This window comes from Pseudoalteromonas sp. B62, from assembly GCF_037162565.1.
GTDB classification, from domain to species: Bacteria; Pseudomonadota; Gammaproteobacteria; order Enterobacterales; family Alteromonadaceae; genus Pseudoalteromonas; species Pseudoalteromonas fuliginea.
In genome coordinates, this window is the sequence record NZ_JARLVB010000002.1 from 1,283,011 (window position 1) to 1,297,425 (window position 14,415).

14 protein-coding genes and 3 pseudogenes are annotated in these 14,415 nt (G+C 39.1%); 13 read left to right on the plus strand and 4 right to left on the minus strand.

From position 1 onward, the window contains the following. Positions 1-14: 14 nt before the first annotated feature. Together hslO and hslR are read right to left on the minus strand one after the other, a co-directional pair. The gene (hslO, locus tag P4S71_RS10390; RefSeq protein WP_337150617.1) at positions 15-860 is read right to left on the minus strand and encodes an Hsp33 family molecular chaperone HslO; all 846 of its coding nucleotides are present in this window, start codon (positions 858-860) and stop codon (positions 15-17) included. Between the two features lie 12 nt (positions 861-872). Beyond that, positions 873-1,295, minus strand: coding sequence for a ribosome-associated heat shock protein Hsp15 (gene hslR / locus P4S71_RS10395; protein ID WP_007378582.1), 423 nt, complete (start codon positions 1,293-1,295; stop codon positions 873-875). A 209-nt stretch (positions 1,296-1,504) separates the two neighbouring features. Between hslR and gspC the strand changes: the two genes are divergently transcribed. The 13 genes and pseudogenes from gspC to P4S71_RS10460 all read left to right on the plus strand — a co-directional run bounded on the left by gspC (position 1,505) and on the right by P4S71_RS10460 (position 13,517). Continuing rightward, entirely contained in the window at positions 1,505-2,446 is a 942-nt protein-coding gene (gene gspC / locus P4S71_RS10400; RefSeq protein ID WP_096792297.1) for a type II secretion system protein GspC, read from the plus strand. Between the two features lie 26 nt (positions 2,447-2,472). Then, positions 2,473-4,534: pseudogene (gene gspD / locus P4S71_RS10405) on the plus strand (type II secretion system secretin GspD). Beyond that, positions 4,527-6,092, plus strand: coding sequence for a type II secretion system ATPase GspE (gene gspE, locus P4S71_RS10410; RefSeq protein ID WP_337150618.1), 1,566 nt, complete (start codon positions 4,527-4,529; stop codon positions 6,090-6,092). The pseudogene gspD and the gene gspE overlap by 8 nt, the downstream one beginning before the upstream one ends. Before the next feature lie 2 nt (positions 6,093-6,094). Beyond that, positions 6,095-7,328 (plus strand): annotated as a pseudogene (gspF, locus tag P4S71_RS10415) (type II secretion system inner membrane protein GspF). A 52-nt stretch (positions 7,329-7,380) separates the two neighbouring features. After that, positions 7,381-7,803 carry a type II secretion system major pseudopilin GspG gene (gene gspG, locus P4S71_RS10420; RefSeq protein WP_007378576.1) on the plus strand — a complete coding sequence of 141 codons (423 nt, stop codon included), beginning with the start codon at positions 7,381-7,383 and terminating at the stop codon, positions 7,801-7,803. Positions 7,804-7,852: 49 nt separating this feature from the next. Further along, entirely contained in the window at positions 7,853-8,440 is a 588-nt protein-coding gene (locus P4S71_RS10425; protein ID WP_007378575.1) for a prepilin-type N-terminal cleavage/methylation domain-containing protein, read from the plus strand. Further along, complete coding sequence (gspI, locus tag P4S71_RS10430) at positions 8,441-8,815, plus strand: type II secretion system minor pseudopilin GspI (RefSeq protein WP_007378574.1); 375 nt, start codon at positions 8,441-8,443, stop codon at positions 8,813-8,815. Beyond that, a complete protein-coding gene (gspJ, locus tag P4S71_RS10435; RefSeq protein WP_007378573.1) occupies positions 8,816-9,484 on the plus strand; it encodes a type II secretion system minor pseudopilin GspJ in 669 nt (222 codons plus the stop codon). It begins immediately after the preceding gene. Beyond that, positions 9,484-10,470 carry a type II secretion system minor pseudopilin GspK gene (gspK, locus tag P4S71_RS10440; protein WP_007378572.1) on the plus strand — a complete coding sequence of 329 codons (987 nt, stop codon included), beginning with the start codon at positions 9,484-9,486 and terminating at the stop codon, positions 10,468-10,470. The genes gspJ and gspK overlap by 1 nt, the downstream gene beginning before the upstream one ends. Continuing rightward, a complete protein-coding gene (gspL, locus tag P4S71_RS10445; RefSeq protein ID WP_337150619.1) occupies positions 10,467-11,675 on the plus strand; it encodes a type II secretion system protein GspL in 1,209 nt (402 codons plus the stop codon). The genes gspK and gspL overlap by 4 nt, the downstream gene beginning before the upstream one ends. After that, positions 11,672-12,145, plus strand: a complete 474-nt coding sequence (gene gspM / locus P4S71_RS10450; protein ID WP_007378570.1) for a type II secretion system protein GspM — start codon at positions 11,672-11,674, stop codon at positions 12,143-12,145. Before gspL ends, gspM begins: the two co-directional genes overlap by 4 nt. A gap of 3 nt (positions 12,146-12,148) precedes the next feature. Then, positions 12,149-12,907 (plus strand): type II secretion system protein N, encoded by a 759-nt coding sequence (locus P4S71_RS10455; protein ID WP_007378569.1) that lies wholly within the window; start codon positions 12,149-12,151, stop codon positions 12,905-12,907. Positions 12,908-12,929: 22 nt separating this feature from the next. Next, positions 12,930-13,517, plus strand: a complete 588-nt coding sequence (locus P4S71_RS10460; RefSeq protein WP_337150620.1) for a UPF0149 family protein — start codon at positions 12,930-12,932, stop codon at positions 13,515-13,517. Between the two features lie 102 nt (positions 13,518-13,619). On the opposite strand, the pseudogene P4S71_RS10465 reads toward P4S71_RS10460, so the two are convergent. Continuing rightward, positions 13,620-13,825, minus strand: a pseudogene (locus tag P4S71_RS10465) (hypothetical protein). Further along, positions 13,825-14,184 carry a hypothetical protein gene (locus tag P4S71_RS10470; RefSeq protein WP_033031096.1) on the minus strand — a complete coding sequence of 120 codons (360 nt, stop codon included), beginning with the start codon at positions 14,182-14,184 and terminating at the stop codon, positions 13,825-13,827. The pseudogene P4S71_RS10465 and the gene P4S71_RS10470 overlap by 1 nt, the downstream one beginning before the upstream one ends. Positions 14,185-14,415 lie beyond the last annotated feature (231 nt).

Below are 14,415 nucleotides of genomic sequence, written 5' to 3' on the forward strand. Positions count from 1 at the left end.
ATGAAGCTGAACATTTAGTTGAAAATGCTTTTTATGTCTTGTTCGTTAAAAACATACTCTTTTAAACAGTAATGGCAGTTAATGTTAACAGTCCCTTTCTCAGCTACATCTTTGAGTAGTTCTTCTTGTCCAATATTAACAAGTGCAGTAATTGTTTTATCACGACTGCAACCACATTTGAATTTAATCGCTTGAGGTTCAAATACGCGAGGATTATCTTCGTGATAAAGACGTGTAAGAACAGTGTTCGCATCTAAGTGTAACAACTCTTCATTTTTAATCGTGTTACTTAATGCTTCTAGGTGTGCAAAGTCTTCAATTGATTTTTGTTTATCAACTGGGAGTACTTGTAAAAATAGACCACATGCTTTTGCGCTACCTGCTGTTGTGTCGGTTGCAAACCAAAGGCGTGTTTTTAGCTGCTCTGACTGCTCAAAGTAACTTTCGATACATTCACTAAGAGTGTCATGCTCTAGCGGTACTATCCCTTGATAGCGTTCACCTTTATCTGGTGTAATAGTGATTACCATATAGCCTTGGCCAATAAGCTCTTTTACAGTTGTGCCCGTAATTTCGCTTTGCAGGCGCGCAATACCACGCATGTTTTGTTTGTCATCACCATTTATAACTGCATATTTAACTGGGCCATCACCTTGAAGCTGTACAGCAATTTCACCTTCAAACTTTAAGGTAGCAGTAAGTAAACAGGTTGCAACGAGTAACTCACCAAGTAATGCTTTAACAGGGTCTGGGTAATTATGGTCGGCAATCATTTCATTGTAAGCATTCTCGATTTGTACGAGTTCGCCACGAACATCTAGTTCGTTGAATAAATAACGGTGAAGTAAATCTTGTTGCATGAGCGGCTATACCTAACTTGATTTCATTTTTAAAAGTTCGCGTCTTTGCTTTTTATCCGGTTTTTTATCCGGATGAGGGGCAAAAAAGCTGTTATTTTTACGTGCGATGCTGTTCTCTTCGCGTTTAGCAATACTGGCATCAGATTCTTGATACATGGTCTGTGCAATGGGGGCGCTTTGGCGTTTTTCAAGCACTGAGAGTATAGTTATCAGCTTTTCATCTACTCCTTGTGCAAGTTTTATGTTTGCGCCAACTTCTACTATTTTACTCGCTTTTGTACGCTGTCCATTATAATGCACTTTGCCGCCTTGTACCATTTCACGTGCAGTCGCACGAGTCTTATAAAAGCGAGCGGCCCATAACCACTTATCTAATCGAACTTTTAACTCATCTTTATGGTCTGAACTTACGTGGCTGTTACTTTTTTTACTCATAAGGCATTTAATCTAGTGTGTTATAACTTAAAATTTATCATGAAATCATTGTAGGCTGAAGGTATTATAATCGCAGTCTGTTTTACCTTGAGAGAGTGAGTCAACTCATTCTGTTTACAAAGTTTAATATTAGCGTGCTTGTTGAATGAAAAATGAAAGGGTACTATGGGTACGCGCTTACGCAGTAAATTAAAATAAGAATATTATTTATGGAACAGCAAATACAGCAACTTAAACAATTTTTAATTCGTTTACCACATGCAAAATTAAGTGCATTAGTGACTCTATTAGTTGTTGTTTATCTTGCTTTTTTATTATCAAAATTGGTTTGGCTTATGTGGCCAAATCCGGTTGTATCTCCACTTACTCCAATGCACTACGCTAATCAAACCAAGGGTGTCGCTGGTAATCGCTCTACGCAGCATATAGTGGAGCAATTTTTGTTTGGTAAAAAAGTTGCAACAAATAATAGTACTACGCGGCAATCACAAGTTATTAACAATGCACCTGAAACACGCTTAAGTATAAATTTAACAGGCATAGTGGCGGTAAGCCATGATGATAAAGCAGGTGTGGCTATTATAGAATCACAAGGAAAACAAATAAGTTACTTAGCGGAAGAAGTTATACAAGGAACACGTGCGAAAGTTGCACAAATATTACCAGATCGTGTAATTTTAAGCGTAAGTGGTGGCTTTGAAACATTAATGCTTGATGGTCTAGATTTCACAAAAAAAGTATCAATGCCTGTTCTTGCTGCCCGAGACGATTCAGAAATGGGACCACAGATGCTAATAGCATCAAACGATCAAAAAATAAATGCAACCGCAGATCCACAAGTAAGAGAAGCCTTAATAGAAACACGTGAAGAGTTACTCGAAGAACCAGGTAAATTATTTGACTATATACGTGTCTCACAAGCGATGAGTGATGGAGTACTTATAGGTTATCGCTTAAGTCCAGGAAAAGAACCTGAGCTATTTAAGCAAATGGGATTACAAAATAACGATTTAGCTATTGCGATTAATGGCTATCAATTAACAGATTTAAAACAGGCAATGTCAGCTATTAATGAGCTGCGCAATAGCACAGATGCTAATATCACTATAGAACGTGATGGCGAGCAACTAGATGTGCAATTTAGCCTGTAATAACTTAGCTTTGGAGTTTTAATATAATGGTTCAGGTGCTACACCTCAAAAAAATTAAAAAAGGGTTAGCTAAGTATGCAGCACTTTTTAGCAGCAAGTATTTCTTTGTCTGTTTCTGCTGTTGAGTATGCAGCTAACTTTAAAGGCACAGATATCAACGAGTTTATTAACATTGTTGGTAAAAATCTTAATAAAACAGTGATTATTGACCCAAATGTACGCGGCAAAGTGAATGTGCGCAGTTATGAGTTGATGGATGAAGCACTTTATTATCAGTTCTTTTTAAATGTATTAGAAGTTTATGGCTACTCAGCTGTTGAAATGGACAATGGCATTATTAAGGTTGAGAAAAGTTCAGACGCTAAAAAATCAAATGTCCCACTTATTACAGAGGGTAATGAAGCTAGTGGCGACATGATGATTACACGCGTTGTGCGCGTTAAAAACGTAAGCGTACAAGAGCTAGGTCCATTAGTTCGTCAGTTTAGCGATCAAAAAGATGGTGGTCATGTTGCTAATTTTAATGCGGCTAACGTAATGATGTTAACGGGCCATGCTGCGTCGGTTAATAGATTAGTTGAAATTATTCGTTCGGTTGATCAAGCCGGTGACAAGCGTGTAGATATAGTAAAGCTTAAGTATGCAACTGCTGATGATGTAGTATCGGTCGTCGATAACATTTATAAAGACAGTGGTAAAGGCAGTGTTCCTGAATTTTTAATTCCTAAAGTGGTTGCCGATGGCCGAACTAATAGCGTTATTGTAAGTGGCGAAGGCCAAGCACGTACGCGTGCTATAGAACTTATTAAACGCTTAGATGGTGAATTAGAAAGCCAAGGTAACACCAAGGTGTTTTACCTCAATTATGCTAAAGCTGAAGATTTAGTAAAAGTATTGCAAGGTGTGAGTAAGTCACTTGTTGATGACGCGCAAGGCGGCACAACTAAAACTCGTAGCAGAAACAGCAATGAAAGCAGTATAGAAGCTCACCCAGATTCAAATTCATTAATTATTACCGCGCAGCCAGACACCATGCGCTCACTAGAGTCGGTAATTGAGCGTCTTGATATTCGTCGTGCACAAGTATTAGTTGAAGCAATTATTATTGAAGTAATGGAAGGCGACGGGGTTAACTTAGGCCTGCAGTGGATTTCTGAGCAGGGCGGTATGTTACAGTTTAACAACGGCACTACGGTTCCCGTTGGCTCATTAGCTGTTGCGGCGGAGCAAGCACAAGATGTAACGGTTACCAAAAATATAATAGGAACAGAATCTGGTACTGTAACGCCCTATACAGAAACAACCGAAGGTGATTATGGTCCATTAGCTTCCTTACTTAGTGGCATTAATGGTCTGGCGCTGGGTGTTGTTAAAAATGACTGGGGTGCAATCATTCAAGCAGTAGCTACCGATACAAACTCGAATATTTTGGCTACACCGTCTATTACTACAATGGATAACGAAGAAGCATCTATTTTAGTCGGTCAAGAAGTACCTATTATTACTGGATCACAAACCGGCAGTAATAATGCTAACCCATTTCAAACGGTTGAACGTCAAGAAGTAGGTATTAAACTAATTGTTACCCCGCAGATTAATGATGGCTCTGCGGTACAACTTACTATTGAACAAGAAGTATCAAGTGTAAGTGGTGCAACGGCAGTTGATATTTCAGTAAATAAGCGTTCAATTAAAACAACTGTTATGGCTGATGATGGCGGTATGGTTGTGCTTGGCGGCTTAATTGATGAAGACGTGCAAGAAAGCGTATCGAAGGTACCATTATTAGGTGACATTCCTATTTTAGGTCACTTGTTTAGATCAACCAATACAACACGTCGTAAGCGTAATCTTATTGTATTTATTCGCCCAACAATTATTCGTGATGGTGTAAGCATGAATAAGCTAAGTTTTAATAAGTATAACTTTATCCGTGGTGAGCAATTTAAACAGCGCGAAGATGGGATTGATTTAATGCCAGCGACTGATTCGCCAATATTGCCTGAATGGAACGATGAATTAATACTTCCACCAACGTATGAAGAACATTTACGTAAGCAAAATGCACAAGAGCGTAAAGATGACTAATGCGATACAAGAGATAAACCAAGATGTGGTTCATCCTAATACGCATCATCAGGATGCGCTATTAGCAGATGATGTATTAATAGAGTTACCAGCTAAACGTTTACCATTTTCTTATGCAAGGCGCGCAGGTGTATTGCTAAGTAAAAATAAAGATAATCGTATTGTATATTATCGTGGTGAGCTTGACGTAGAAGTACTTTTAGAAGTGCGCCGTATTGCAGGTAATGGTTTTACATTAGAGCAGTTGGCTGACGATAAGTTTGAGTTGTTATTGGAAGCATCTTATCAACGTGATAGCTCTGAAACGCAACAAATGATGGAAGATATAGGGAATGAGGTTGATTTGTTCTCACTCGCCGATGAACTTCCACAAACAGAAGATTTGCTCGCCGGTGATGATGATGCACCAATCATCAAACTTATTAACGCCATGCTCAGTGAAGCGATAAAGGAAGGGGCATCTGATATTCATATCGAAACCTTCGAGCAAGAGCTTGTTATTCGCTTTAGGGTAGATGGTGTACTTAAAGAAGTCCTTAAGCCTAATCGTAAACTCGCATCGTTACTTGTATCGCGTATTAAAGTAATGGCCAAGCTTGATATAGCCGAAAAACGTATTCCTCAAGATGGCCGTATTAGTTTGCGTATTGCTGGGCGTGCAGTTGATGTACGTGTATCTACAATGCCATCAAGCTTTGGTGAGCGTGTAGTACTGCGTTTACTTGACAAAAATAACGCACGTTTAAATCTAGAAGATTTAGGTATGACCGCAGAAAATCGTGCATTGTTTTCTGATTTAATCAGTAAACCGCATGGCATTATCTTAGTCACAGGGCCAACGGGTTCTGGTAAAAGTACTACGTTGTATGCTGGTATGAGTCAAATCAATTCACGCGATCGCAACATTCTGACAGTTGAAGATCCAATCGAGTATGAGATTCCGGGTATTGGTCAAACACAGGTTAACGCTAAAGTTGATATGACCTTTGCGCGTGGTTTACGTGCAATATTACGTCAAGATCCTGATGTAGTAATGGTGGGTGAAATACGCGATCTTGAAACGGCGCAAATTGGTGTTCAAGCGTCACTTACCGGTCACCTTGTTATGTCTACTCTGCATACAAATACCGCATCGGGTGCAATTACACGTATGGAAGATATGGGTGTTGAACCATTCTTACTTTCATCGTCGTTACTCGGTGTGTTGTCGCAACGCTTAGTACGTACGTTATGTAATACCTGTAAAGAAGGTCACACGGCTGATGAGCATGAATGTCAGCTGTTAGGCGCCTCTTTTGAAAGCCAACCGACAATTTACCGAGCGGTCGGGTGTGAAGAGTGTAACTTTAACGGTTACCGTGGTCGTACGGGTATTCATGAGTTACTTGTAGTTGATGAAACAATACGCGAAATGATTCACAACGGTAAAGGTGAGCAAAGCGTAGAAAAATACATTCGTAAGCGTAGCTCTAGTATTCGCCAAGATGGCTGTAGCCGTGTACTCGCAGGTAAAACAACACTTGAAGAAGTATTACGTGTTACCCGTGAGGAAGGTTAATTATGGCGGCGTTTGAGTATCGTGCTCTCGATGGTAGAGGTAAAGAAAAAAAGGTATTTTAGAAGCTGATACGGCTAGACAAATACGTCAAGTTTTACGTGAACAAAAGCTAACGCCGCTCGAAGTGGTTCCAGCAGCGCAAAGTGATAAACAAGTTAAAGGTGAAAAAGCTCCTTTATTTGGTAGCTTTTTTAAACCCACTATATCAACATCTGATCTGGCACTTATTACTCGTCAGTTAGCAACGCTGATTCAATCAGCACTGCCAGTTGAAGGTGCGGTAATGGCTGTAGCTGAGCAGTGTGAAAGGCCGCGTTTAAAGCGCATGCTTATGTCAGTACGCTCAAAAGTTGTTGAAGGCTATACGCTTGCTGATGGTATGAGCGAGTTCCCCCATGTATTTGACGATTTATACCGTGCAATGGTTGCCGCAGGTGAAAAGTCGGGCCACCTTGACCAAGTACTTAACCGCTTAGCTGATTACACCGAGCAGCGTCAACATATGCGAAGCCAAATTACTCAAGCAATGGTTTATCCTATTATTTTAGTGGTGTTTGCAATTGGTATTGTGTCGGTTTTATTAGGTACAGTTGTACCTAAAATATTAAAAACCTTCGAAAAGACCAAGCAAGTATTACCTTGGACAACAGAATGGGTAATGGCCGGCAGTCATTTTGTGCAAAATTATTGGTTTATTAGCTTAATTGCTATTACAGGCATAGCTATTGGGATTAAGCATGCATTGAAACAGCCAAAAATACGTTTTTGGTGGGACGATAGGTGCTGCATATGCCGGGAATTGGCAAAGTTGCACGTGGTGTTAATACAGCTCGTTTTGCACGCACGCTAAGTATTTTATCATCAAGTTCGGTACCTCTACTTGAAGGGATGCGAATATCAGGAGGTGTGTTAGTTAACGAAAAAATTAAGAAAGCAGTTGCTGACGCTTCTGATAGAGTAAGTGAGGGAGCGAGTCTAAGGGCTGCGCTTCAACAAACAAAATTATTCCCACCCATGATGCTGCATATGATAGCCAGTGGTGAAAAATCTGGAGAGTTGGAGCAAATGTTAGAACGTGCTGCAAATAACCAAGATCGCGAATTTGAAAGTATGGTTAATGTGTCGCTTAAGTTATTAGAACCCGCGATGATAGCGTCAATGGCCGTTATTGTACTTTTTATCGTTATGGCAATTTTACAGCCAATTATGGCAATGAATAAAGCCGTTGGGCTTTAACCTAAAATAACTTTTTAATATATTAGTATTTTTAGAATAATGAGGTAATTACGTGAACAAACAATCAGGTTTTTCTTTACTAGAAGTAATGGTGGTACTTGTTATCATCGGAATGATCATGTCAATTGTGGCACCAAATATTATGGGTCAACAAGAAGAGGCTGCTATTGATAAAGCGCATTTAGATATTCAGCAGCTTGAAGATGCAATGAGCCTATACAAGCTTAAAAATAAAAGTTATCCAAGCACAGAGCAAGGTTTAGAAGCCCTTGTTAATAAAACAAGTATTGAGCCTGTTCCTAAACGCTTTCCAGATGGTGGGTTTATCAGTGAACTACCAGAGGATCCTTGGGGTAATACTTATCAGTTAATTAGCCCTGGAGAAGTTGGTAAGTTTGATATTTTCTCTTTTGGCCCAGATGGTGAACCCGGAACCGATGATGATATTGGGAACTGGGATGAAGAAAAACAATAATGCAAATTAAGAGTACATTGTTTTTATACGTAAATAACGAGAGCTTACTATGCAAGTAAGCTCTACGCGTATAAACGCAAAAACGCGTGGTTTTAGTTTGATCGAAATTTTAGTGGTATTAGTGATTATCGCTTTTGCCACAAAAATGGTGGTATACAGCTTAGAAGGCGGAGCTGAGGATGAGCTAGATACTCAGGCACTTAGGCTGCATACCACCATTAATATGGCGTCAGAATTTGCTATTTTAAATCAGGTAGAGCTTGGTTTTCACTTAGATGACAATGTGTTTGAGTTTTTAGTTTTTGATGGCGAAAAATGGATAACCTTCGATAGAGAAGACTTGTTTAAACCAACGGAGTTTGATGAGCGTTTTAAAGTAACACTTAATCTTGAAGATTTAGCTTGGGCACAAGATAACTTGCTTGAGCAAGCTAACTGGCGTGAGTTAATGAGTGGTGGTGACGAAGATAGTTTGCTGGAACTTAAAAAACTTAAAATTCCAGAAGTACTTATTTTATCATCAGGAGAGGTTAGTGCATTTCAGCTAATACTTGAATTAAAAGAGCAAAGTGAGCCTGTCTATTATATTGAAGGTGAATTTACAGCCCCAGTTAATTTACGTCGAGAACCAGAATAAATGCATAACCATAAAGGTTTCACCTTACTTGAAGTGCTCGTTGCATTGAGTATTTGTGCCATGGCAGGTATTGCCGCTATGCAAGCAACAGGCGAGCATATTCACCATCTATCGACGATTGAAGAGCAAACTTACGCTTCATGGGTTGCTGAGAATGTTTTAATAGAACAGCGCACTAAAGGTGAGCAGTGGCAAGGTAAAAATGGCGCACGAGGCAGTGAAGTAATGGCAGGGATAGAGTGGTTTTGGCAGCAAGAAGTAATTCCTACTGCAGATAAAAATTTTGTAAAACTGACCATTAATGTATTTAGCGATGAAAAGTATGAGCAATCTACTTATGAGCTTACAACCTATTTAAATAAAGGTAAGAAGTAAGTGAAGCAACGTGGATTTACATTACTCGAAGTTATGGTGGCATTGGGGATCTTAGCTTTTGTAATTATTGCTACGCACCAAATATTAGATACCACCACGAGAGCGAAAGATGCCTCAGATGAAAAAATAGCCGAGCTTAATGGACTACAAACTACATTTAGACTGATGGATCAAGATTTTAGCCAAATGACAAAGCGAGCGGTGCGTAATGAATCTGGTGATGTGCAAGAGCTGTATTTATTGGCCGGACGATATGTTCTTGATAGTCAATATGATGGGATTGCTTTTGTACGCGATGGTTGGATAAACCCGATTAATTTACTACCACGCTCTGAACTTCAAGCCGTTGGATATAGGGTTATAGATGATAACTTAGAGCGCGTGTACCGTGTTTATGTCGATCAGCTTGATAACATGGAGCCGCGAGTACAAGTTATTCTAGAAGGGATTGAAGAATTAAAGTTTGAATTTTTAGATGATAAAAATGAATGGCAAGATAAATGGGAAATTAAAGCGTTGCCTAAAGCCGTTGCGGTTACTCTACAGCAAGTTGACGCAGAACCTATTCGTCGTGTGTTTTTAGTGCCGGGGCAAGGGAAAATAGTAGTACCACCAAGTACGAACTCTACTAATACAACCTCAAACAGAACAAGCGGAGGGACTCCTTAATGGATAAGCACTCTTCGCGTGGAGCCGCTTTAGTCATTGTATTATTTATTGTTGCTTTGGCTGCAATTCTAGCTGTAGAAATGAGTGCAAACTTAATGGTGCAAGTCCAAAAAAGTACCAATTTACAAGGGCATCAGCAAGCTAAATGGTATGCCTATGGCGCAGAAGAACTTGCCATTAAAGCCCTTATTCAAAGTAAAAAAGATGATGCAGAAAAAACCACGTTAGAGCAAGTATGGGCAACACAAGGTGATGTGCCTTACCCTGTAGATAACGGTACGTTGAGTGGAAAAATCACTGATTTACAAGCATGCTTAAATTTGAATGCGTTAGCCGTAGAGCCCGATCCAAACAGCGCAGAAAAAACAAACCCAGCGCACAAAGCTTTGTTTGCTCTTCTTGAAAATATAGATGATTTACCAGCGAATGAATCAGAAGAGGCGATGGCCGATAGTGTATTTGATTGGCTTGATAGCGATAGCATAACCTATCGCTCTGGCGCTGAAGAAGACGAGTACTTATCACGTGAATTCCCATATATGACTGCAAATAGTTTATTCGCTTCTACATCAGAGTTGCGTTTAGTTAAAGGGTTTAATCCTTTAGTAATGGAAAAGGTATTACCTTATATATGTGTTATTCCTGGCAGCAAGCTGCTTTCTATTAACGTAAATACATTAGCACCAGAGCAAGCACTTATACTTAGCGCATTAATTGATGAGCTTAGTTTATCAGGAGCTGAAGCGGTTATTGCCGCGCGTCCGCAGGCGGGCTTTGATAGTAAAGATGAGTTTTTTGAAGTGGTTCAGCAACAAGGCGGAAAAAACGTCAAAGCTGTTGAAAACTTATTTGATATGAAGAGTAGTTATTTTAAATTACAAACGCAGGCAAATTTCGTTGACCTGCGTTTTTCGATGACCACCTTACTGTACGCCGAAAATGGCGACGTAACGATACTGGCGCGAAAATTTGGAGGCGTACAGTGACAGAGATACTGTTGATCCGCACGGGTCAAACTGAACAAGATAGCCTTAATTGGTTAATTTATTCACCGCAAGAACAAGAAATAATAGCAAGTGGTGAACTATTAAATGCGAGTCACTTAAGTGAGCTGAGCGAAAAAGCACAAAGTCGGGAAGTGATCGTATTGCTTCCTTGCGATCAGGTGCAACTGAAAACAGTCATTTTGCCAACAAAGTGGAATCGCAAATTAGAACAAGCTTTACCCTATATGCTTGAAGAAGATATAGCGTGTGATGTCGATGAGTTATTTATTGCTGTTGGTGAGTCAACAATGGTTGGCGAACAGCACGCAGTTCGAATTGCAATGACTGACAGAGAATGGTTTGAGCAATGGTTAGCACTATTTAACGAACATCACTTAGCGGTATATACAATTATTCCTGATGCCCTATTACTCCCTTTTGCTGATAACGATATAGTCACTGCAATAGAGCTTAATAATCAGTGGTTATTTAAGCAAGGTCAATGGCATATCAGTGCTGTAGAAACCAGTTGGTTAAACGGTTACTTATCTGCCATGGGTAATCCTGAAATCAAACATTTTAGCCCAGCTAATCACTTTCCTGAGAGTGTAAATTTGCAAGCACAAACGAGTGATTACGATTTACCGTTGGCATTATTTGCAAAGCAGCTTGGACAGGTTAAATTTAATCTTCGTCAAGGGATGTATCAGCTTAAAAAGAAAAGTACATTGTGGTGGGGATACTGGCAAAGTGCGGCAATTATTGCCGGCGTTGCTTTAGCGTCAACAATCGCAATAAAGGCGTTAGAGTTGCATCAATTAAATACCAAAGTTGATATAGCAAAAGCACAAGTTGTAGAACGCTATCAAAATGCATTTCCAGGTACTAAAGTACGCCCACAGTTAATTAAGAGCCAAATTAATGGTGCACTAAAAAAAGTACAAGGTACAAGTGATGCTGGGTTTTTAGATTTAACAGCTCAGTTAGTAGATGTTTTTTCGCAAGTGAGTGAATTTACCCCCGAAACGCTTCGCTACGATAAACGTCGTAATGAGTTACGCATTCGTGCCCGAGCTAAAGACTTTCAAACTTTTGGTAAAGTTAAAAGTATTCTTGAAAAGCAGGGCTTGACCGTAGAACAGGGGTCACTAAACAATGATGGTGACTTTGTTGTAGGTGAAATAAAACTGCGAGGTGCAGTATGAAAAAGCAGTTAATACAATATTGGCGTTCGCTAAAAGAACAAGAGCAACAATTAGTTGTTGGTGCTGGTGGCGTGTTTATTATTTTTGTATTAGTAATGGGAATTTTTAGACCATTAAATAATGCAATTGAGCGAGCTGAAAAATCACAAATTAAGCAGCAAGAGTTATTAGTTTGGGTCGATGAAAGTATTGTTAAGCTTAAAGCCGCAGGTAATACGCGAATAGAAAGCAACCAAAACTTAAGCCAGATAGTTAACTCAACGCGTAGTCGTTATAATATCAGTATTAGTAAAATGCAGCCAAGTGATAGTTCATTACGTTTAACACTTGATTCCGTAGAGTTTAACCAGTTAATAGAATGGCTTGACGAATTGGTGAATCAGCATGGTTTACGTGTCGAAAATTTAGATTTAAGTCGTGATGATAAATCGGGCTACGTTCGTGTAAGTCGTTTGGTATTAGAGAATTAATTAATGAAAAAAATAATAACGTTATCGATTGTCTTTTTACTTAGTTTTATCGTGTTTTGTATTATGAAATTACCGGCAGCTATTGCGCTTGATATCGCAAAGCCGTATTTACCAAAACAATTAGAAATAGGGCAAACTGTAGGTACTGTCTGGCAAGGTCAAATGATGCAGGTCCGTTTTGATGACGAGCAGTTAAATAATGTCCGTTGGGATATTGCTGGCTGGCAGTTATTTATAGGTAAACTAAATACTAATGTAAAATTTGGCAATGCACGTGAGCGCAGTGATATTTCGGGTTATGCGGATGTAAGCTATGGGCTTTTTAATAAGGAAGTTATAGTGACTGATGGACTTGTTCGTTCGACAGTAGAGCGTGCAATGCAACGAGTGCGACTTCCTCTGCCTGTAACCGCTAAAGGGCGTGTAATTTTGGAAATTGATGAATACAGCACCGGTGCACCATATTGTGATTCATTAAAGGGTGAAATAGCGAGTCCTAATATTGACGTACAAGGCTTAAATGGGTGGTTTAATATTGGCCCTCTGGCTGGTAAATTAAGCTGTAAGTCGGGCGATATTGCTATATTAATTGATCCAGATAATACGTTAGGCCTTGAGGCTGATGCTACACTTAAAGCTAATTTTGACTTCAGAGTCGCGGGCTATGTTAAACCTGATGCCAGTCTTCCAAAAGATGTACATGATGCGGTTAAGTTTTTGGGTCGTCCAGATAATCAAGGTCGTTACCCGCTCAATTTTTAATATTTACTAATAAAGAGTTTTAATGCAATTACCTCAATTTACTGAGTTGCACGCGAAGCAGCTCAGCACATTTTTAGATACCCAGCCCCAAGCAATGACATTATTACAAAGCCAAGGTTATTTGTTTGGCGTAATTTGCTCTCCTGAACCACTTGATGTGCATGAATGGCTCGATACAATATTATCAAATAAAGCCAATGATTTAGACGAAGAGACATTGTTTTTGTTTATGGCGCTATATCATCAAATTAGCGAACAGGTGTTTGAAGCTGGTTATAAATTGCCTGCTAATTATGATATTTATTTTTGTAAAAGCTGGAGTGAAGGTTTTTTACAAGCAACCACAATGTACACTCAAAAACTGCTAGATGCCCCACAATTAGAAGTACAATATAAAGAAGCACTAGAGAGCGCTCAAGCAACACTGAGCTTTTTTGCACTCGATGAGCAAATTATTAGCCAAATTGCAGCACAAAATTTAATGAATGAGCAGTTACTCTGTTTACAGCAATATGAGCTAATGGGCGATTTTGCTTTAGGTTTTGCTGAACTTGTTGAGATTGTAGCGCTTAATAGTGGCTTATATACAGACGAAGGCTGGGACGACTAGGTGTGCTTTTAGTGCTCAGGTTATTTTTATTACGTGGGCCTATTACAAGTAAATTCAACGTTAAATAGCGGCTTGGGATTGGTTTATTATCCAAAATTCAGATTAAGTACCCAATTCCAGAATAATGTCAGTACAACCTTGCTTACACCTTACTACTCCTTTACCAGCTTCGGTGGTCGCTAGGTTTAGCGTTAAAACACCACTGCACTTCTCGCACTTTAGTGTTTTTCCCTGCGCTAGTTTTTAAGCATGTTGCGCTGTTTATGAAACGAGTCACTGGCTTTCTTATTTAATTTTGAAAAATCCATTACTTTGCTCGCCTTTGTTCTAACGCTTCAGATATTATTTTACATACAGTATTTAAACGCTCATCGTAAAAATATAGGTTTAACTCACGCTCACGACAATAACGTAAATTAAACAACTGCACTGACTCGTCTGTTGTAAAGGTTTTCTCTACGTACTCTTTCCCTGAGTCAGACAGTCTTAATTGTGATTTTATACGGCTTTTAGTCATATTAGCTGCGGGGCTGCGATTGACTTTAGTTGTCTCGCTTAAAAAACTAATACCTTCACCTAGTAATTTCTCTCGAGGTTCTTTTATAAGTGGATGATCGATCGTAAAAAAAGCAAGGATCATTAACACCAGTATTATAAATTTTTTCATGAGCACGTAAACCTTGATCTAAATGAGGTTGAATTACCATGCAGTGTAATAAAATGCATTTTAAAAGCAAGTAACTGAGATGAATAAATTATTAGCGATCTATGCCAGTAATTTTAATCAATATTGGTATAATGCTTAATAGCAATCAGATGTTTCTGAAATATCTGAAAGTATTCAAATGATGATTTATCAAACTGATCATGCCTAGCAAGTAACTTGCTACACTTTACT

Bases quoted from the DNA above. Each gene is read 5' to 3' on its own strand.
- gspM (WP_007378570.1), top strand. From the start codon at position 11,672: ATGAAAAAGCAGTTAATACAATATTGGCGTTCGCTAAAAGAACAAGAG.
- gspI (WP_007378574.1), top strand. From the start codon at position 8,441: ATGCATAACCATAAAGGTTTCACCTTACTTGAAGTGCTCGTTGCATTG.
- P4S71_RS10425 (WP_007378575.1), top strand. From the start codon at position 7,853: ATGCAAGTAAGCTCTACGCGTATAAACGCAAAAACGCGTGGTTTTAGT.
- hslR (WP_007378582.1), bottom strand. From the start codon at position 1,295: ATGAGTAAAAAAAGTAACAGCCACGTAAGTTCAGACCATAAAGATGAG.
- P4S71_RS10460 (WP_337150620.1), top strand. From the start codon at position 12,930: ATGCAATTACCTCAATTTACTGAGTTGCACGCGAAGCAGCTCAGCACA.
- gspK (WP_007378572.1), top strand. From the start codon at position 9,484: ATGGATAAGCACTCTTCGCGTGGAGCCGCTTTAGTCATTGTATTATTT.
- hslO (WP_337150617.1), bottom strand. From the start codon at position 860: ATGCAACAAGATTTACTTCACCGTTATTTATTCAACGAACTAGATGTT.
- P4S71_RS10455 (WP_007378569.1), top strand. From the start codon at position 12,149: ATGAAAAAAATAATAACGTTATCGATTGTCTTTTTACTTAGTTTTATC.
- gspC (WP_096792297.1), top strand. From the start codon at position 1,505: ATGGAACAGCAAATACAGCAACTTAAACAATTTTTAATTCGTTTACCA.
- gspE (WP_337150618.1), top strand. From the start codon at position 4,527: ATGACTAATGCGATACAAGAGATAAACCAAGATGTGGTTCATCCTAAT.
- P4S71_RS10470 (WP_033031096.1), bottom strand. From the start codon at position 14,184: ATGAAAAAATTTATAATACTGGTGTTAATGATCCTTGCTTTTTTTACG.